Annotated in this window: 14 protein-coding genes; all 14 read left to right on the forward strand. The window is 53.1% G+C overall.

Translation table 11 applies throughout. The features are described from left to right. The first annotated feature begins 284 nt into the window (after positions 1-284). The 14 genes from BMW41_RS02000 (at position 285) to BMW41_RS02065 (ending at position 20,943) form a co-directional block, all read left to right on the forward strand. Positions 285-1,652: an MATE family efflux transporter gene (locus tag BMW41_RS02000; RefSeq protein WP_074648410.1), complete on the forward strand. Its 1,368-nt coding sequence runs from the start codon at positions 285-287 to the stop codon at positions 1,650-1,652. A gap of 114 nt (positions 1,653-1,766) precedes the next feature. Next, complete coding sequence (locus BMW41_RS02005) at positions 1,767-2,432, forward strand: hypothetical protein (protein WP_207646858.1); 666 nt, start codon at positions 1,767-1,769, stop codon at positions 2,430-2,432. A gap of 109 nt (positions 2,433-2,541) precedes the next feature. Next, the gene (locus tag BMW41_RS02010; RefSeq protein ID WP_074648412.1) at positions 2,542-3,393 is read left to right on the forward strand and encodes a YitT family protein; all 852 of its coding nucleotides are present in this window, start codon (positions 2,542-2,544) and stop codon (positions 3,391-3,393) included. Positions 3,394-3,645: 252 nt separating this feature from the next. Beyond that, complete coding sequence (locus BMW41_RS02015) at positions 3,646-4,251, forward strand: DUF5684 domain-containing protein (protein WP_074648415.1); 606 nt, start codon at positions 3,646-3,648, stop codon at positions 4,249-4,251. Then, positions 4,236-6,698: an ATP-dependent DNA helicase gene (locus BMW41_RS02020; RefSeq protein ID WP_074648417.1), complete on the forward strand. Its 2,463-nt coding sequence runs from the start codon at positions 4,236-4,238 to the stop codon at positions 6,696-6,698. The genes BMW41_RS02015 and BMW41_RS02020 overlap by 16 nt, the downstream gene beginning before the upstream one ends. 89 nt (positions 6,699-6,787) lie before the next feature. Beyond that, positions 6,788-7,456 carry a sigma-70 domain-containing protein gene (locus BMW41_RS02025; protein ID WP_083378733.1) on the forward strand — a complete coding sequence of 223 codons (669 nt, stop codon included), beginning with the start codon at positions 6,788-6,790 and terminating at the stop codon, positions 7,454-7,456. A gap of 108 nt (positions 7,457-7,564) precedes the next feature. Continuing rightward, positions 7,565-8,257: a histidine phosphatase family protein gene (locus BMW41_RS02030; RefSeq protein WP_074648419.1), complete on the forward strand. Its 693-nt coding sequence runs from the start codon at positions 7,565-7,567 to the stop codon at positions 8,255-8,257. Between the two features lie 180 nt (positions 8,258-8,437). Then, entirely contained in the window at positions 8,438-12,199 is a 3,762-nt protein-coding gene (locus BMW41_RS02035) for a phosphoribosylformylglycinamidine synthase (RefSeq protein WP_074648421.1), read from the forward strand. A gap of 321 nt (positions 12,200-12,520) precedes the next feature. Continuing rightward, positions 12,521-13,744, forward strand: a complete 1,224-nt coding sequence (locus BMW41_RS02040) for an N-acetylmuramoyl-L-alanine amidase family protein (RefSeq protein WP_074648423.1) — start codon at positions 12,521-12,523, stop codon at positions 13,742-13,744. 291 nt (positions 13,745-14,035) lie between these two features. After that, on the forward strand, positions 14,036-15,376 hold the full coding sequence (locus BMW41_RS02045) for a BaiN/RdsA family NAD(P)/FAD-dependent oxidoreductase (RefSeq protein ID WP_074648425.1): 1,341 nt from the start codon (positions 14,036-14,038) through the stop codon (positions 15,374-15,376). A gap of 273 nt (positions 15,377-15,649) precedes the next feature. Then, entirely contained in the window at positions 15,650-16,945 is a 1,296-nt protein-coding gene (locus BMW41_RS02050; RefSeq protein ID WP_083378734.1) for a sensor histidine kinase, read from the forward strand. A gap of 62 nt (positions 16,946-17,007) precedes the next feature. Next, complete coding sequence (locus BMW41_RS02055) at positions 17,008-17,802, forward strand: response regulator (RefSeq protein ID WP_074648429.1); 795 nt, start codon at positions 17,008-17,010, stop codon at positions 17,800-17,802. Positions 17,803-18,076: 274 nt separating this feature from the next. Continuing rightward, entirely contained in the window at positions 18,077-19,240 is a 1,164-nt protein-coding gene (gene trpS / locus BMW41_RS02060; RefSeq protein WP_074648431.1) for a tryptophan--tRNA ligase, read from the forward strand. 506 nt (positions 19,241-19,746) lie between these two features. Continuing rightward, positions 19,747-20,943, forward strand: coding sequence for a pyridoxal-dependent decarboxylase (locus tag BMW41_RS02065; protein ID WP_177171134.1), 1,197 nt, complete (start codon positions 19,747-19,749; stop codon positions 20,941-20,943). The last annotated feature ends 289 nt before the right edge of the window (positions 20,944-21,232 follow it).

Consider the following 21,232-nt stretch of genomic DNA (forward strand, 5'->3'; position numbering starts at 1 on the left):
TGTTTCATGGGAAATTTCTCCGAAATTCCCATGAAACAAAAACGCTCCGCGAGGATGCGCACGCCGCTGTAAGGAAGCTGTCACCTAACGGTGACCAGCGGCGGCGCGCAAAGTCCGCAAGCGGACTTTGTTCTTACATGGGAAATTTTTCCGAAATTCCCTATGAAACAAAAACGTTCCGCGAGGATGCGCACGCCTCTGCGGGCAAATCCCTCAGGCTTGGGAAAACCAGCCTCAGCACGCTATTTCACTCAAATCTGCCATTACGGAGGTTAAGGAATTATATGGTTAAAAATATGACAGAGGGAAATCCTCTGAAACTGATTCTGGAATTTTCGTTTCCGCTCCTTTTGGGGAACCTGTTCCAGCAGACCTACAATGTCGTGGACTCGGCGATTGTCGGACGGACACTGGGGGCGGATGCCCTCGGCGCGGTGGGATCGACGGCCAGCGTACAGTTTCTGGTGCTCGGATTCTGCATCGGAATCTGTTCCGGTTTCGCCATTCCGGTGGCGCAGCGCTTCGGCGCAGGAGATCTCCGGGGTATGCGGAGAGATATCTTTCACAGTGATGTGCTGACGGCAGTCTGTGCGCTGATTCTCACAGTGGTCTGCTCGATTTTCTGCGGAAATATCCTGCATCTGCTGCAGGTTCCGGACAATATTTTTGAGGATTCCTACCGGTATCTTCTGGTGATTTTTCTCGGAATTCCGTTTACGCTGTTATATAATCTGCTGTCCAGCATGCTCCGGGCTGTCGGCGACAGCCGGGCGCCCTTCCTTTTTCTGGCGTTTTCGGCGTTTCTGAACATTCTTCTGGATTTTTTCTGCATTTTGGTTCTGAAGATGGGCTGTGCGGGAGCGGCTGCCGCAACCGTCATCTCACAGGCAGTTTCCGGTGTGCTGTGCCTTCTCTTTATCCGAAAGAAGGTACCGACGCTGCAGCTGGAGGCGGAGGACCGGCAGTTTCGCGCCGATCGGGCGGTGCGCCTGTTTGCGATGGGAGCGCCCATGGGCCTGCAGTATTCCATCACGGCGATCGGAAGTATGGTTATGCAGGCATCCGTCAATGCTCTCGGCAGCATCTATGTATCCGGTTTTACCGCCGGCATGAAGATCAAACAGTTCGCCCTCGGTCCCTTTGACGCGGTTGCCACCGGTGTCTCCACCTTCTCCGGACAGAATTACGGTGCCGGAGAGGAAGCACGGGTGCGCAAGGGGATCCGGATCGGCGTCACAATCTGCGTGATCTACGCGGTCCTCATGGGAATCCTTATGATTATCGGCGGCCGTGTCGGTTCTCTGCTTTTTGTGAGCGCCGATGAAGGCGCGGTTCTCGATGCGGCGGCCCAGTACCTGCGGTGCATCGGATTCATGCTCTGGCTGCTGGCCTTTCTCAATGTGTGCCGTATGAGCACACAGGCTCTCGGCTTCTCCGGAAGAGCGATTTTCTCCGGCGTGGTCGAAATGTTCGCGAGAGTCGGGGTCTGCCTTCTTGCTGCGCCGCATTTCGGATGGAATGCCATCTGCTGGGCGGATCAGGCAGCGTGGATTTCCGCGAGCTGCTACATTGTCCCGACCTGTATCTGGTGTATCGGAACGATGCGCAGACGGAGAGGCAAACCGGCGGATCTGCATCAGGAAGTGGATTAAAAAACGTGTAAATCCGGTGCTTTCGGTGTAGAATACAGTCATAGTCCGACAATGAATACCATGACGGGAACATGGATGAGGAGTACCGTTTACCGACGGGGAAGGAAGGCTGAGATGGAAAGACTGACACTGGAAGAGGCAAAGCGGCTGAATGATACCATGGTTTCGGAGGAATCCCTGAAACTTCATGCGGCCAATGTATCCGCGGCCATGGGTGCGATGGCGGAGCATTTCGGGGAGGATAAGGAGCATTGGGAGGCAGTCGGCTATCTTCACGATTACGATTATGAGAAGTATCCGGAAGAGCATCTTCTGCATACCGAAGAGCCGCTGCGTGCGGCCGGCGTTCCGGAGGAAGATATCCGGGCGATTCTCTGTCACGGTTATACCATCCGGAACAGGGTGAAGCCGGAAACCAACATGGAAAAGAGTCTTTTCACAGTGGATGAGCTGACCGGAATCGTTCAGGCGGCAGCTCGGATGAGGCCGAACGGCATCATGGATCTGGAAGTGAAGAGTTTTATGAAGAAGTGGAAGGATAAGAAGTTTGCGGCGAAATGCAACCGCGACCTGATCTTGTCCGGCTGCGCGCTTCTTGAGATGGACATTAGGGATGTGGCTGCGATCGTCATTGAGGGAATGAGGGCCCATGCGGAAGAACTTCATCTGATGGGGGTCGCAGTAACGCACCGGCATGTCGGATCCCTGACTCCGGATAAACACGGGGAGCAAGTTGTCCGGAGTGCCGCGGCAGGATCATTAAAATACACCGCCGGGTGAGCACAAGTGCTCGACCGGTTTGTGGTTTTCGTGGTATAATCTATTCTTGCCGCGCCAGCTTCCGGCATCCGGATCCGGCGCGGAATACAAGAACGAAGGAGTACCACTCATGAACAAAACCTATACCGCGGTCAAAGAGGTCGCGGCGATGACAGTGGCAGTGCTGATTATCGCGGCGGCCGTTTTTTTCTTCCTGATTCCAAGCCATGCGTCGGTCAGCAGTATCTCTGGTCTGGCGATCATTCTCTCGAATTTTATTCCGTTCCAGATCTCGGCCATCACAATGGCGCTGAACATTCTTCTGCTGATTGTGGGATTCTTTCTCTGCGGAAAAGATTTCGGCGCAAAGACCGTCTACACGTCGATCCTGCTTCCGCTGTTTCTTGCCATGTTTGAGCGGATCTTTCCGGATAACGGTTCCATCACGGGCGACGCGTTTCTGGATGTCATCTGCTATACCTTTACGGTCAGCATCGGCCTCTGTATTCTCTTCAATATGAATGCGTCTTCCGGCGGTCTCGACATTGTCGCGAAGATCATGAACATTTATCTGCATATTGATCTCGGAAAGGCGATGTCCCTTTCCGGTATGGCGGTTGCCCTCAGCTCGGCCTTTGTCTATGACAAGAAAACCGTGGTCCTCAGCGTGCTCGGAACGTACCTCAACGGTCTGATTCTGGACCATTTCATCTTCGGACAGACCATCAAGCGCCGGGTATGCATTGTGTCCATGAACAAGGAAGAGGAGATCCGGCAGTGGATTCTTCACACGCTTCACAGCGGCGCCACCCTCTATGATGCCATCGGCGCGTACAATCTCGAGGTGCACAAGGAGATCATTGCGATCGTGGACAAGCCGGAGTATCAGAAACTGATGGCATATCTCCGGAAGACGGATCCCGATGCCTTTGTCACGGTATATAACGTGAGCGAGATTATCTACAAGCCGAAAGTGTACTAATTTAACGCGAATCATGGTATCATGAGAGTAGTATGATGAGTTTGAAAGGTCATTCTTCGGATTTGGGATACGCGGATCAGGGCGTTCCACGGCCGGATTATCGCTGTGAGGCAGCAATTACCTTTGAAAATCCCTGCCATTTGCCGGAGACACGAAGAGACACGGAGATCACAGGGGCTCTTTCGCGGATTTGCCTGACGGCTCGTGACGCAGCCCTGAGGAGAGAATGACAGGACATGCCGGAGGTGCTTTATGAATATCATACCTGGAGGATCCTTTGCCGGCATAACCGCAGCAGAGGCATTTACAATGGCGAGGGCGATTCTGCCGGAACTGGCGATCGCACTGCTGTTTATCTATATCGCAAAGTGGAAAATCTTCCGCAGAGCCGGTTTTGCGGGATGGAAGTGCCTGATTCCGTTTTACGGCGGGTATCTGACCTACAAGATCGGATGGAGAGGAAAATATTACTGGTACAGCGTTGCCATGACGGTTCTGATGCTGGCGAATCATGTGATGATCAACCCCAAAGGAAGCCTGTATCTGACGGTGCTCCAGGCGGTCATCGATTTTGTGACCATCGCACTGAACATCGGAATCTATCCGATGCTTGCCGTCAGGTTTGATTACAAACTGTTCTTTATGATCGGCTCCCTTCTCTTTACCGAGGCGTTTCTTCTGTTTATCGCCTGGGGGAAACACGCCTATTCCGGCAATCCCGAAGAGGGCATCGCACCGGAACCGGGTTACTGCGCTCCGGCGGAGCCTTCCGGGAGACGCCGGCTGGAAGACGACGATGACGATGATTTTTACGATGATGATGACGGAGGACACGGCGGCATATGGCCCTGGAACTGAATGACAGATCGGTGCGGATTTCTGTCCGGAGACTGGTGGAGTTTCTTCTCAGGTCCGGCGACCTCGACAATCGGATTACCGGCGCGGCGAAGGTCGATGCGATGGCCGAGGGAAGCCGGATTCACCGGAAAATTCAGAAAGCTCAGAGGGCGGAATACCGTGCCGAGGTTCCGCTGAAACAGACCTTTGTCCGGGCGGGATTTGACATTACGGTGGAAGGCCGTGCGGACGGAATCTTTCCCCATGACGGACACGAAATAATTGATGAGATCAAGGGTGTTTACACAGATGTCCTTGCGATGGAGGCACCGGTTCCGGTGCACCTTGCGCAGGCAAAGTGTTACGCCCTTTTTTATGCGATGGATCAGGATCTCGCGGAAGTGGGTGTCCGCATGACTTACTGCAACCTGGATGCGGAAGAGGAGATCCGGTTTTTTGAAGAGAGTTATTCTGTTCCGGCACTGGCGGAGTGGTTTGAGGATATCCTCTCACAGCTTCTTCGCTGGGTGGAATATCTGTATGAGGCGCGGATGGCGCGAAATGCGTCCATTCGTCCGTTGGAATTCCCCTTTCCGTACCGGAATGGACAGCGGGATCTGGCGGTTTCGGTATACCGGACCGCGGAGAGGGAACGAAGGCTCTTTATTCAGGCACCCACCGGAATCGGAAAGACCATGTCGGTTCTCTATCCCAGCGTCAAGGCGGTGGGGGAGGGACTGGCGGACCGGATTTTTTATCTGACGGCAAAGACGATCACGCGCACGGCGGCAGAGGAGGCGCTGCGGACACTCCGGGAAAAAGGGCTTTCTTTTTCTTCCGTTACGCTGACGGCAAAGGAGAAAATGTGCATTCTCGAAAAGCCGGACTGCAACCCGGTGTCCTGCCCGAGAGCAAAGGGGCATTTTGACCGCGTGGGAGAAGCGGTTTATGATGTGATCACCCATGAGAAGGAGATCACGAGGGACGTGATTCTGACATATGCGGAAAAACATCAGGTCTGCCCCTTTGAGTTTTCGCTGGATATCACGGATTTCTGCGACGGGATCATCGGGGATTACAATTACGCCTTTGATCCCGATGTCCGTCTTGCCCGCTTTTTTGCGGATGCGCCGAAGGAAAAATACATTTTTCTGATCGATGAGGCTCATAATCTTCCGGCCAGGGCCAGGGAAATGTACAGCGCGTCATTGACGAAAGAGGACATTCTTGCCGCCAAGCGGCTTTTCGGGAAAAAGAAAACCAGGCTCACCAGGGATCTGGACAGCCTCAACCGGAGAATGCTGGAATTGAAGCGCTGCTGCACGGAAGAGTTCACTGCGGTCGATGACATTGCCGATCTGATCGGGGATGCGGATACACTCTATTCGTCGATGCAGAAATACGCCGATCAGCATCCGGAATTTGAGGGGCGGGATGCGTTCATGGAGTTCTATTTCGAACTCCGGTCGTTCCTGAATACGTGGTCGCTGGTGGATGAACACTACCGGATCTATTCGGAGATTGACCGGGAGGGGAAGTTCGTCGTCCGTCTGTTCTGCGTGAATCCGGTCAGGAATCTGGGGAACTGTCTGGAACAGGCATCCGCGGTGGTTTTTTTCTCGGCGACACTCATCCCCCTTCCCTACTACCGGGAACTGCTGAGCAATCAGGAGGAAGATTACACCGTCTATGTGAATTCGCCGTTTCCGCAGGAAAACCGGCTGCTTCTTCTGGGAAATGATGTGACGAGCCGTTACCGGAGACGCGGGGAGGACGAGTACCGGAAGATCGCAGAATACATCCGGACGGTTGTGCGGGCAAAGAGAGGAAATTATATCGTCTTTTTCCCGTCCTATTTCTTTATGGAGCAGGTAGCCGATGCATTCGGCGATGAGACCGATACGGAGATTGTTCTGCAGAGCCGTTCCATGGGAGAACAGGATCGGGAAGCGTTTCTGCAGGCCTTCGAGGAAGAACGGACCGGAAGCTTTGCGGCGTTCTGCGTGATGGGCGGAATCTTTTCGGAGGGGATCGATCTGACGGAAGAACGGCTCATCGGAACGGTGATCGTGGGAACGGGACTTCCGATGGTGTGCACGGAGCAGAAAGTATTGCAGGAGTATTTCGACCGGGACGGCAAAAGCGGTTTTGCGTTTGCCTATCAGTATCCGGGGATGACAAAGGTTCTGCAGGCAGCAGGGCGCGTGATCAGGACCATGAAGGACCGGGGAGTGATCGTTCTTCTGGATGACCGGTTTACCCATTACGAATACCGGGCCATGTTCCCGAGAGAGTGGAACGACGCAAAGATCGTCCATATCCGCAATATCGGGGAATATCTGGAACGGTTCTGGCGGGGATGGGAACGGAAGGACGGAAGAAACGGAAAGGACGGGTCGGAGGAGCCGGATAGAGTGGGATCCGCGGCGGAAGAAATCGAGTATGTGCCGTTTGAGGAACCGGTATGAGATCCGTGACGGGACGATTGCAAGTTGCAAATAACGCCGGAATGTAGTATAAAGTACCTCGACGGCAGAAACGAAATGAGGAATCAGGAATGTCAGTAAGAAACGAAAACAATGAGCAGACACTGGAGGAATTTGTTCAGGAGCTTGCTCAGAATGACGATATTTATGAGCCGGAGAAGATGACCGGGGAAGACTTTTTCAAGATGTATCTCGAGGAGCTGAAGGATGTTCCGAAGCTTGGCCTCGAAGAAGAGAAAGAGATTCTTGACCGGATTCAGAACGGTACCGCCGGAAAAAACGACACCCGGAGACTGACAGAGGGAAAACTGTCGGCTGCGCTCCGGATCGCGAGAACGTTCGAGAATCAGGGCGTTCATATCAACGATCTGGTGCAGGAGGCGAGCGTTGCCGTTCTGATGGCGGCAGCAGAGTACGAGGGCGGCGATTTTGACGAACAGATGGAGAAGAAGATCCGCGAGAGTCTGGAGGCTCTGATCGAAGAGCAGAAGCGCGAGAAGACCATCGAAGAGGATATGAGAGCCAGAGTCAATGTCCTGAAGGATATTTCTGCCGCCATGGCGAAGGAGCTTGACCGTGCTCCGACCGTTCCGGAACTGGCAGAGAAGATGAAGATGACCGAGGATGAGATCCGCGGTATCATGAAGGAAATGCTGAATGCCATGAGTGTCAAAAGCGCAGAGGGGCAGGCAGATCTCTACGGCGGCGGCCAGAGTCCGTCCGGCAATCAGGAAGAATAAGGAATAGCGGAAGCAGTCAGAATGTTCCGGTTCGGCAAGAACCCGGGACATTTTGGCTGCTGTTTTTCGAGGGAAACAAGTGAAAGCCTGGCAAGGAGAACAGGACAAATGTTTTTTTATTTATTGCGCCACGGTCAGACTGACTGGAATATACAGAAAAAAGTTCAGGGCAGAACCGATATCCCGCTCAATGGAGCCGGAATCCGTCAGGCGGAAAAAATGGCGGAGGCGATGGACGGGATTCCCCTGTGCGGGATCTGGGCGAGCACGCTGGTGCGCGCAGCCGAGACGGCGGAAATCCTTCAGAAACGCCGGGAAAAACGGGGCGAAGAGATCCGCCTTGTGCTTCTTCCGGAACTGAAGGAGGTGGCGTTCGGCGACTGGGAAGGAAAAACACTGAAAGAAGTGGAGAAGCTTTTCCCGGAAGACTATCACCGCTGGACCGAAAATCCGGCGTTTCAGACGCCGACCGGCGGCGAGAAGAGAGAGGAACTGACAAAACGGGCGGCGGACGCGGTGGAGAAGATGGTAAAGAGCCTGAAGGACTCCGGAAAAGCGGGTAAGAAAGACGCAGCAGCGATCGTTGCCCACGGCGGTATTCTGGTCTATGTCATCGCGTACCTTCTCCGGAAGGAGACCGAGCGCCGCGAGATCATCGTGGAAAATGCAAGCATCACGAAGGTGGAGTACGATCCCGAAACCGGGACCGGACGTCTCGTCTTCATGAATGATATATCCCATCTGTCACAGGATGAGAGGACACCATGGAAAGCGGATTTGCGGAAAAAGGAGGGAGAATAATACATTTTTTATGTGGTAAAACATAAGACAATTCAGAGAAAAAAGTGACAAAATGATCATGCTCTACAGAATTTTATCGGATTAAAAAACAATATCCGATTTCACAAAACTATGCTATATTACGATGAGAAAGTGATCACCAGCAGACCGGCGAAAAGCCGGAAGAAAGGCAGGAACAAAATGAGCGTTAAGCGCGTGTTTGTCGAGAAGAAACCGGGATTCAATGTCAGATCCATGGAGCTCGCGGAAGAGATCAGAAGCTATCTGAACATCACCACGGTAACGAAAGTCCGGGAGCTGATCCGGTATGACATGGAAAATGTCTCCGATGAAGTATATGGACAGGCGCTGAAAACCATTTTCTCCGAGCCGCCCATCGACACCGTCTATGAGGAAGAATTCCCGCATGAGGAAAGCGACATCATCTTCACCGTCGAGGCGCTGCCGGGACAGTTTGACCAGAGAGCGGATTCCGCGGAGCAGTGCGTAAAGCTTCTCAAAAATGATGAAAATCCGGTGATCCGCACCGCGACCGCCTATGTTCTGTCCGGAACACTGGACGAGACGCAGCTGGCTGCCGTCAAGTCACTGGTAATCAATCCGGTCGACTCGAGAGAAGATAAAAATCCGAAGCCGGAAACGCTGGTGCAGAAGTTCGAGGAACCGGCGGATGTCGAGATTCTTGTCGGGTTCCGTGACGAGAGCGATGAGGATTTCAAACGCCGCTACGATTCCCTGAATCTTGCGATGACCTACCGCGATTTCCTCTTTATCCGCGATTATTTCCGGAATGAGGAGAAGCGCGATCCGTCCATCACCGAGATCCGTGTTCTCGATACCTACTGGTCCGATCACTGCCGTCATACCACATTTTCCACGGAACTCAAGGACGTTGAATTCACGAAGGGTGATTACAACGACGCGATGGAGAAGACCTGGAAAATGTACCAGGATGACTTTGAGGAAATCTACAGCGGCAGAGATGACAAATATCACTGTCTGATGGACATGGCCTGCCTTGCGGCCAAAAAGCTGAAGAGAGAGGGGAAACTTACCGATCAGGAAGAGTCGGAGGAGATCAATGCCTGCAGCATCATCGTTCCGGTGATGATCGACGGCGAGGAAGAAGAGTGGCTGATCAACTTCAAGAATGAGACGCACAACCATCCGACCGAGATCGAGCCTTTCGGCGGAGCGGCAACCTGTCTCGGCGGTGCGATCCGTGACCCGCTGTCCGGCCGTACTTATGTATACCAGGCAATGCGCATCACCGGCGCGGCGGATCCGACCAGACCGCTCTCGGAGACCATGAAGGGCAAGCTTCCGCAGAAGAAGATCTGCCGTGACGCGGCAAGAGGATATTCTTCCTATGGAAACCAGATCGGTCTTGCCACCGGTTATGTAAAGGAAATCTATCATCCGAACTTTGCGGCAAAACGCATGGAACTCGGCGCGGTTATGGCTGCGGCACCGAGAGCGAACGTGACCCGCGCCACATCCGATCCGGGGGATGTGATCGTTCTTCTCGGCGGACGTACCGGCCGTGACGGAATCGGCGGCGCTACCGGCGCGTCCAAGGCACACACCGAGGAATCCATTGACACCTGCGGGGCAGAGGTTCAGAAGGGCAATGCGCCGACCGAGCGCAAGCTTCAGAGACTCTTCCGCCGTCCGGAAGTCAGTGTGATCATCAAGAAGTGCAACGACTTCGGTGCAGGCGGTGTATCGGTTGCGATCGGTGAGCTTGCGGCTGGTCTGGATATCGATCTCGACAAGGTTCCGAAGAAATATGCCGGCCTCGACGGAACAGAGCTTGCCATCTCCGAGTCCCAGGAGCGTATGGCGCTGGTGGTTTCTCCGGAGAATGTGGATAAAATGCTGCAGTATGCGGCGGAGGAGAATCTGGAAGCGGTTCCGGTTGCGGTTGTGACCGAGGATCCGAGACTGGTTCTCAAGTGGAGAGGAAAGACCATCGTTGACCTCAGCCGTGCGTTCCTTGACACCAACGGTGCGCATCAGGAGACGAAGGTTATCGTCGAGGTTCCGACGAGCGAGGGCAGCCCGTTCGGCAGAAAGCCGGTATCTGATGTGAAGAAGACATGGCTTTCCATGCTTTCTTCCCTGAATGTATGTTCCCAGAAGGGCTTAGTGGAAATGTTCGACTCCACCATCGGCGATGCGACGATCGAGATGCCGTACGGCGGTCTCCATCAGATGACGGAGACACAGGCCATGCTGGCAAAACTTCCGACCGGAAGCCGCAAGTGCGACGCGGTTACCATGATGGCCTACGGCTATGATCCGTATCTGTCCAACTGGAGCCCGTATCACGGCGCCCAGTTCGCCGTTCTGGATTCCGTGGCGAAGATCGTGGCAAACGGCGGTGATTTCCGTAAGATCCATTTCACCTATCAGGAATATTTCAAGAAGATGACTGGTGATCCGGCACGCTGGGGCGCACCGTTCTCCGCACTTCTCGGCGCATATGAGTCACAGAATGCGCTGGGCCTTGGCTCCATCGGCGGAAAGGATTCTTCCTCCGGAAGCTTTGAGGATGAGGCGGGAGAGATCAATGTTCCGAACACTCTGGTCTCCTTCGCGGTCGATGTCACGGACACGAGGCATGTGGTTACGCCGGAGTTCAAGAAAGCGGGCAGCGTGATCGTCCGCTGCCGTGCAGAGCGTGACGGAAACGATCTTCCGATGTATGACCGCATCATGGATGCGTACGACATGGTTCACATGGACATGAGCCAGGGACGCATCATTTCCGCGTACGCGGTCGGAGCAAACGGCCCGGCGGAAGCGGTGTCCAAGATGGCCTTCGGCAACGAGTTCGGCGTCCGGATCAGGGATTCCGTCGATGCGGCAGATTTCTTTGCACCGGCGTGGGGCGATCTCGTCTGCGAGGTTCCGGCCGGTATGGTGGAGGAGCTGGCCGGCGACTATGAGGTGATCGGTGAAGTGACCGATGACGGAACCTTTGTCTTCGGCGATGTCGTGATCACCATGGAAGAGGCTCTCGCAAACTGGACCGGTACACTGGAAAAAGTTTATCCGACTCATACGGACCGGAAGCCGGTTCCGGTGAGAGACGATGAGTACCGGACCGACAAAATCTATATCTGCAATCACAAGGTGGCAAAGCCGAAGGTATTTATTCCGGCGATGCCGGGAACCAACTGCGAGTATGACACGGCAAAAGCGTTCGAACTCGCCGGAGCAGAGCCGGTAGTACGCATTTTCCGCAACCGTAATGCACAGGATATTGCAGACTCTCTTGAAGAGTTCCGCAAATGTATCCGTGAGTCCCAGATCCTCATGTTCCCGGGCGGTTTCTCCGGCGGCGACGAGCCGGACGGCTCCGCGAAGTTCTTTGCGACGGTATTCCGCAATGAACTTCTGAAAAATGAAGTCATGGATCTGTATCAGAAGCGCGACGGTCTGATTCTCGGAATCTGCAACGGCTTCCAGACACTGATCAAGCTGGGACTTGTGCCCAACGGAGAGATTGCCGCGCAGCAGGAGAATTCTCCGACGCTGGCGAGAAATGTCATCGGACGCCATCTGTCTCGCATGGTTTATCTGAAGATGGTTTCCAACAAGTCTCCGTGGCTGCAGGGCTGTTCCTTCGACCGCGTGTACGCCAATGCGATCTCCCACGGTGAGGGTCGCTTTGTGGCGGATGCGGAATGGATTGAGAAGCTGTACGCCAACGGTCAGGTGGCAATCCAGTACGTGGATCCGGAGGGCAATCCGACCATGGACGAGACCTGGAATCCGAACGGCTCCACGATGGCGATCGAGGCGATTACCAGCCCGGACGGCCGGATTCTCGGAAAGATGGGCCATCCGGAGCGCTCTCTGGACGGAACCTTCGTCAATACCTGGCACTCTTCGGATATGAACATCTTCCGCAGCGGTGTTCAGTACTTTAAATAAGAACCGGAAAATCGTCTCCCCGCGGAAAGACCGGATGAAGGGAAGGCGGAATCGGGTCGGGATCATCATAAGATCCCGGCCCGATTTATATTTTTGAAAGAATGTGACGATATATTGTTTCAGAAACGATCGTTCGAATTGCGGAAAAATGACCAAAGTTCGAGGAATTTTACTGGATCATCAAGGAGAATCCGTGAATCGTGTTTCGACTCGTTTGTAAGACAAATGTAAATGCGGAGCATAATTTTTTTAAACTCTTTGTGTTAGGATAAAAGAAAAAACGATACAGGGATAGGATATCATCCGGAGAGAGGAGAACATATGAGATTCACATTCAGCGCGAAGAAGGCGCTTTTTACGGCGGTGGCGGCCGCTGCGGTGTTCGCGGTATCGGTGCCGGCCTATGCCGCCAGCAAAAAGAAGGAAGTTTCTGTGGTTCATTTTAAAGTCAATACGAAGGAAATTTTTGACGGAGATACCGATCGCATTGAAGAGGATGAGCTGAGCACCGATATGGTCAACATCAAAGACGACGCGCCGTATTCGCTGGAAAAACTTGAATTTGCCAACGGCGGTCCGTGGAAGATGGGACAGGAAAAAACCATCTATGCGACGCTGGAGATCAATGATACGGATGATTACCGTTTTGCTTCCGGCTGGAGCGACAGCAACATCAAGATTGATGAGGGAAGTTCATACGTTGTATCCAAGAATGCGAACCGCAAAAACCAGTACACCCTGAAAGTCAGCCTGAAGCTGAAAGGTCTGGTCAATGACCTCGATGTTCCGGACGATCTGCACTGGAGTGGAAAGACGGCAAAATGGGACAAGGTCACGGGTGCGGAATATTATGAAGTAAAACTTCTTCGCGACAGCAAAGCGGTGGGCACCTACAAGACCAAGAAGACCACATTTGACCTGTATCACGGCATGAAAAAAGAGGGCGATTACACCTTCCAGGTGAGAGCCATCAACAAGACCGCGAAGATCAACGGCGACTGGAGTGATGAGTCCAACGACCTGTGGATTTCTGACAGCAAGAAGTATACCGGCAATGAAAAACTGAAGGACGATCTCAGCCCGGATGAGGAGACAAGAACGGTTCCGACCGGCGACGGCCCGAGCGGAACGCTGAGCCCGAACGGAAAGATCGCGACACAGGGATGGATTCAGGATCAGGCCGGATGGCGTTATCTGGAAGACGGATCGGCGGTGGCGAATTCCTGGCGGTTCATCGATGACAACTGGTATTACATGGACGGCAGGGGATACATGGTGACCGGATGGTTCAATGACGGAACCGGTTACTTCTATATGAACCCGGTATCCGACGGATATAAGGGCTCGATGAAGACTGGCTGGGTTCTGGATAATGAAAAGTGGTATTACACAAACCCGGTATCCGACGGAACCCGCGGAAAAATGATGACGGGCTATCAGATGATCAACGGACGCTGGTATTTCTTCGATCCGACCAACGGCGAGCTCTGGACGAGCCGCATGACACCGGACGGAAGATGGGCCGGAACAGACGGAACTCTGTAAGACAGAAGAACGGAAGATAACAAATGACAGGGATCTGCAGAAAAGCAATTTTCTGCAGATCTCTTTTTTTTTATAGGAAATTTCTCCGAAATTCCCTATGAAAAAAAGCCCCGCGGACTGAGGGGATTGGGGAGCCGAAGTCCGCTTGCGGACTTTGTTCCGAAAAAAACTGTGAACTTTGTTGGTGCAGAGCCGGGAATTTCATGGTACATTATAACCTTGTCAGAGGATGACACGGCGAACGGAGGAAGGAGTGAACTCTGTCCGCTGATTTGAGAATAGAGGAATCGTATGAAGAAAAAAATCATTATCGTCGGTGCGGGAGCTGCCGGCATGGCCGCTGCCATCGCAGCCGCTGAGTCGGGAGCCGAGGTCACACTTCTGGAAAAGAATGAAAAGACGGGAAAAAAGATCTACATCACCGGAAAGGGACGCTGCAATTTTACCAATGACTGTGATCCGGAGCAGTTTTTTCGCAAGGTGGTGAGCAACCCGCGGTTTTTATACAGCAGTCTTTACGGGTTTACCAATCAGCAGATGATCGAATTTCTGGAGGGAGAAGGCATCCGGACAAAGGTTGAGCGCGGCGGAAGAGCATTTCCGCTATCTGATCACGCATCGGATGTCACGAAGGCGCTGAACGGCCGCATGAAAAAGGCCGGCGTGAAGCTGCTGCTGAACACGGAAGTCACGGGACTTCTCTTTGCGGATCTGGCTGAGCCGCTGGAGCGAAAAGGAAAGAGGATCGAACAGCGGGTGTCCGGAGTAAAAGTCCGCGAGGTGCGATGGTCCGGAACGTCAAAGGGGCCGGTGTCTTCTCCGGTTGCCGGGTCGGAACGGGAACTTGCCGCAGACTGTGTGATCATCACGACGGGAGGTCTTTCCTATCCCAGCACCGGGTCCACCGGCGACGGATACGATTTTGCGGCAGCGGCGGGACACAGCATTGTTCCGTGCAGCCCGAGCCTTGTCCCCTTTGAGACGAAAGAGCCGGTGGGTGACGAGCTGATGGGGCTTTCGCTGAAAAATGTGGAGGCGGCGGTTTATGACGGAAAAAAAGAGATTTTCCGTGAGTTCGGTGAAATGATGTTCACGCATTTCGGCGTGACCGGCCCCATCATTCTCTCCGCCAGCGCCTACTCGGCGAAACGGCTTCGGAAGAACCCGCTGAAACTGGTGCTGGATTTGAAGCCGGCGCTGAGTGAGCAGCAGCTGGACGACCGGATCCTGCGGGATTTTGACGGTGAAAAGAATAAAGAATTCCGCAACAGTTTGTCGCATCTTTTCCCGGCGAGACTGGCCCCGGTTATGGTTCGCCGCTCCGGAATCGATCCGTACAAAAAGGTCAATGAAGTCACCCGGGAAGAGCGAAGAAAACTGGTGCAGGTCACCAAGAATTTTGAGCTGACGCTGACGGGACTCCGCGGATTTAACGAGGCGATTGTCACCCAGGGCGGCGTGAGCGTCAAAGAGGTCGATCCGTCCACGATGGAATCCAAACTGACGCCGGGACTGTATTTTGCCGGAGAGGTGCTGGATCTGGACGCAGAGACGGGGGGATACAATCTTCAGATCGCATGGTCGACCGGTGTTCTCGCGGGAAAAAGCGCCGCAAAACCGGAAAACGCATGAATGCCGAGACACGGCCGGGGAAACGTCCCTGATATTATCCGTAATGGTTTTCCGGCAGGGGATCGACAGGCAAGTATTCTGTGATGAACAGCATTTGCCAGTGACCGCAAAATGCTGTAAAATAAGGGAAACGCTGATGAAAACGTTTCCCTGGCTCTGGCCGGATTTTCGCTGCGGGGCAGCAGTTTCCTTTGAAAATCCGTGCCAGAGCCGGAGGTTATAGGAAAACCTGGGATAAACAGGATTTCCTGAGTGTTATCTTGACAGCAGGGGATGGCTAATTTGGAAGTGAAGCAGATCGTGATGGCGACCATGGAGGTATGGGGAGCCATCGTAACCGCAATTGCGCTGTTCTGGGCATTGATATCCAGAAAACAACTCGGCGAGAAGGGTCGCTTGATCGTCGAGCTGTTTCTGTGCACTTCCGTTTGGCTGATCGCGGACGCAGCGGCGTGGATATTTCGCGGAAATGTCTCAGAGCTGGGGTATTACATGGTCCGGATCAGCAACTTTATTTCCTTTGTCATGCCGCACATTCTGATCACCATCTATGCCGTCTATGTCTCACGCTATATCGGGGACGAAGACTACTGGATGCCCAAGGTTCATTTTATTGCAACCATCGGTATTGTCATGGTGGTTGTCAACCAGTTCTGGCCCGTCTTTTATTCGTTTGACGCACAGAACCGGTACTACCGGCTCCCGCTGTTCTGGCTGATCGATGTTCCGGGTATTGTCGCCTCGACATACATGGAATACGAACTCTTCCGGAAACGCGCGGCGGCGGGAAATTCGTTTTCGTTTCTGTTTTCCTTTTATGCCCTTCCGTTTGCTGCAACTCTGGTACAGGCGGTCATTTACGGATACTCTTTCCTGAACATCGCGGTTACGGTGTCCGTGATTCTGCTGTTCCTTCATCTTCTTCAGGAACAGAATGATCTCTATATTCAGCAGTACAATGAAATGATGAGACAGAAAGAAGAGCTGCAGGATATGCGTTTCCGGCTTGTAAAATCGCAGGTTCAGCCGCATTTCATTTTTAACTGCCTGAACACGATTTATTTTTTGTGCGATTCCGATCCGGGCAAGGCGAAAACGTCCGTCGGCGTCTTCTCCAAATTCCTGCGGGGAAGTCTGAAGATTCTGGACAGCGACGAGACGATACCGTTTTCCATGGAGATCGAGCATGTGGAACAATACCTCCGGCTGGAGCAGATGCGCTTTGAGGAGCGGCTGCGGGTGGAGGAAGATATTCGTGAGTGGGATTTTGAAATTCCGGCACTGACGGTTCAGGTTCTTGCGGAAAATGCAGTCAAGCATGGAATCTGCAAAAAGCCGGAAGGCGGCACCCTGAAGATCCTGGCCTTTCGCAGGGACGATCAGGCGGTGGTGCGCGTCGAGGACGACGGCGTGGGGTTTGATATATCGGAAGTGGGAGCGGATTCCACAGGACTTCGCACCAGCCGGACCAGGCTGAAGAGCATGTGCGGCGGCACACTGACCGTGGAAAGTACACCGGGAGTCGGCACGGCGGCGGAGATCTGTGTGCCGATGAAGAAGGGGCTGTGAGAAGTGGAAACTCATTTTTGCGCAGGAGAAGGCATAACATCAGAAAAGCGGGGTTGGGATACATGAGATGTATGGTTGTGGACGACGAACGAATCTCCATGGAGGGAGAAATGAATGAGGTCCGCAAGGCGGTTCCGGATGCCGAGGTCGTCGGCTTCCTGAATGCGGCGGAGGCGCTTTCTTATGCGGCAAAATATCCGATCGATGTGGCATTTCTCGATATCGAGATGGACACGATGAACGGAATCGGACTTGCGGAGCGGCTGGAAGAGATTCAGCCCCGGATCAATATTATTTTCGCGACAGGATACGATTCTTACACGAAAAAGGCATTGGATCTCCATGTCAGCGGTTATCTTCTGAAGCCCATCTCAGAGGAGGATATCCGCAATGAGATGGCGCATCTGCGCTTCCCGGTGGGAGAAGTCAAACAGGACGCCCTCCGCGTGCGCACCTTCGGCAATTTTGAGGTCTTTTCCGGCGATAAACCGGTAAAATTCAAATACAACAAAACCAAGGAAATGTTCGCTTATCTGATCGACCGCCGCGGTGCGGCCTGCTCCAACGGTGAGATTATCGGCATTCTCTGGGAGGATGATATGCCGGAGAGCAAGTACTCGTATTTTGCGAACTGCAAATGGGATCTGGCGGAAACGCTCCAGTCTCTCGGGGCGGGCGATGCTCTGATCAAGACCCGCGGCCGGATCGGAATTGCGGTGGATAAGGTGGACTGCGATTTTTTCCGGTTCCTGAACGGGGAGAAAAATGCCAGACAGGAGTATTCCGGTGAGTATATGTCACAGTTCAGCTGGGCGGAGTACACCAACGGGTGGCTGGCGCAGCATATGAAGGAATAATCGTCGATTTTGTTTTGGGCAAAGAACCGTCGGACAGGAAAGGCTGCCGGTCAGGGTGCTGCGAAAGGCAGCACCCTGATGTTGTGTTACGGGACGATGTCACCCTGCGCACCTTACGGTGACCGGCGGAGAGATACGTCCCACAGCGGGATATCTACAGCGGTCTTTGTACAATTCAATGGCACAAAGCGGATACGATGTGATATACTAACGAAGAATACGATTAAAACTGACAAAAGCATCGATGATGCGTTGGAATACGGAGGAAACAGGAATGGAAGCAAAAGACTGCAAGAAAAAGATTATTCTCACGGGTGACCGTCCGACCGGAAAACTGCACCTCGGACACTACGTCGGCTCTCTTCAGAGACGCGTGGAACTGCAGAATTCCGGAAAGTTCGATGAGATCAACATTCTCGTCGCCGACGATCAGGCGCTGACCGACAACTGGGATAATCCGAAGAAGATCCGCGACAACATCATTGAGGTGGCGCTGGATTATCTTTCCATCGGCATTGACCCGGATAAATCGAATATCTGCATTCAGTCCGGCATTCCGGCCCTTCATGCACTGACTTTCTACTATATGAACCTCGTGACCACACAGAGGCTTTCCAGAAATCCGACGGTAAAGACCGAGATGAAGCTGAGAGGCTTCAACGGAGGCGACGATGCCGACAACGAGGCGGGGCTTCCGGCCGGTTTCTTTACCTATCCGGTATCTCAGGCGGCCGATATCACTGCATTTAAGGCTACGACCGTTCCGGTGGGCGAGGACCAGTCTCCGATGATCGAACAGACCAGAGAGATTGTTCGCCGCTTTAATGCAACATACAAGAAGGATATTCTTGTCGAGCCGGAGATTCTCCTTCCGGAAAATGAAGTTCAGAGAAGACTTCCGGGTCTGGACGGTCAGGCGAAGATGTCGAAGTCTCTGGGCAACTGCATTTTCCTCTGTGACGACAAGAAGACGGTGGAACAGAAGATCAAGAGCATGTACACCGATCCGCAGCACCTGAATGTGGCCGATCCGGGTCACGTGGAAGGCAACATGGTATTCACATACCTCGATGCGTTCTGCCGCGAAGACCAGTTTGCGGAGTATCTGCCGGAGTATCAGAATCTGGATGAGATGAAAGAGCATTACCGCAAGGGCGGACTCGGCGATATGAAGTGCAAGAAGTTCCTGATGAAGGTCATGGACGAGCTTCTCGCCCCGATCCGCGAGTCCCGCGCAAAGTGGGAGGCCAACATCGGCGATGTCTATGATATCCTGAAGGCAGGCACCGACCATGCGGTCAAGACCACCAACGCGACACTGAACGAGGTTCGCGGTGCGATGCGGATCGACTACTTTGACGACCGTTCCATCGTCGGAGACTGGGAAGAGTGGCTCAAGAGCGATGAGAGAATGCAGAGTCCGACGGTTCGCAGATAAAGACAGGACGTTTCTTATTTCATATGAAGACAGTACAGGGCACGGGATGCGTTATCCCGGGCCCTGTTTTTGTTTCATAGGAAATTTCTCCGAAATTCCCTATGAAACAAAAACGCTCCGCGAGGATGCGCACGCCGCTGTAAGGAAGCTGTCACCTAACGGTGACCAGCGGCGGCGCGCAAAGTCCGCGGGGCTCCCCTCAGGACTGAGGGGATGGGGGGCCGAAGTCCGCTTGCGGACTTTGTTCTTCGTATAACAGGCAAAAAAAGACTGTTTCACGCAGCGTCGAAAAAACGTCAACGTTTTTTGCGCCCGTGCTTTTCTTGGTATAACAGCCGCTTCGCGACTGTTATGTCATGCCGTCGCCACATGAGCGTAAACGCTCGCGTGGCTCGTGGCTTATATGGTATAATGAAATCAGCCATAAAATCTGTTATTTCAGTGTGGAGCGGAGTCCGGAGAAATGCAGACGTATGACGGACATCCGGGAAAGGAGAACCGGAAATATGAAGGAAGAACAGATCCGAAGCACAGCGCCGGAAACAGATCCTTATATCGCAAGACTGGATGAGTTTGCCGGAGAGATCGTATCCCGAAAAAAACATCAGTTCGGTTATCCGGCGGCGCAGAAAAGCCGTCTGGTCGACTTTTACAAATGGTTTATTGGAAGCGGGCTGAACCTTTCCATGGCCGATAATGCGGGGGATCCGTTTGCACAGCACGAAGGCATTCTGAATTCTTTGGATTTTGAACGGGAAGTGATCGAAACCTTTGGACCGCTGTATGGCTTTGACCTCTCGAATCTCTGGGGAATCGTGACCTTCAGCGGAACCGACGGCAACAACCACGGAATTTATTTTGGAGCGCGGTATCTGGAGAATTCCACCGGATCCCGGCCGGTTATGTATGTGTCCGATGCGGCTCATTATTCCGGCAGACGTCTGGCGGATCTGCAGAATCTGGAACTGAAGCTTATTCCCTCGGATGTTCACGGCTGCATGATTCCGGAAGAACTGGATAAGGCCATTCGCCCCGAGCGACCGGCTCTGGTTGTCTACGCCATGGGAACGACTTTTAAAGGGGGCGTGGATGATCAGGAAGCCCTGAACCGGGTACTGGCAAAGTATCCGGACATGCCGGTTTACCGTCATATTGACGCGGCGCTGTTCGGAGGATACCTTCCTTATACCGAATACCGGGATGTTTTGAACCGTAAGATTCAGCCCTATGATTCCATTGCCATCAGCGGACACAAGTATTTCGGAATGGACGATCCGGCCGGGATCTTTCTGACCACGAAGGAGGTTCTGGATCGCCAGAAATCCTTTGAGGTCTCTTATCTGAATGCCAATATGCCGATGGTCAACTGCACCAGATCCGCGATCTCTCCACTGAAATTCTGGTGGATTTTGAAGCATACGTCCCGGGCGGAGTTTGAGAAGATGACAGGAGAAATGCTGAACAATGCCCGATGGTTAAAAGAGCGGATGGATGAGATGGAGTATCCGGCGTGGCTGGAACCCATGTCCAACACCGTCTATTTTAAACGTCCGCCTCAGGCAGTGTTTGAAAAATACGGTCTGGCGCCGGATTATGATGAGCGTCTCGGAGGTGATCTGGCTCATATTGTGGTAATGCAGCATGTCACAAGGGAGAGACTTCGCACCTTTCTGGATGATCTGACATCGGCATGCGCTCGGTGACATTTTGGAATGACAAAAAGAGCCGCTGATGGGGGTCAGCGGCTCTTTCTGTAGAAGAAGGTACTAAAAGTTAAAACATTCAGGAAGTATTAACTCAGGTCTCGCAACCTGTGCCTTTATTAAACACGAATTGCATTTAGAAGTAAAAGGAATTATAATAATGATGTTTCAGTAGCGAAAGGAATTATTGAACGTGTTTTGGCGAAAGTGCAGTAAAATGGAATCGGAATCCGACTGACGTGTATACAAAGTGCGGCAAGAAATGAACTTCGGGCGGAACTTCTTGTAC

Source organism: [Clostridium] aminophilum, assembly GCF_900101295.1.
In the GTDB taxonomy this organism is placed as follows: domain Bacteria; phylum Bacillota; class Clostridia; order Lachnospirales; family Lachnospiraceae; genus Clostridium_R; species Clostridium_R aminophilum_A.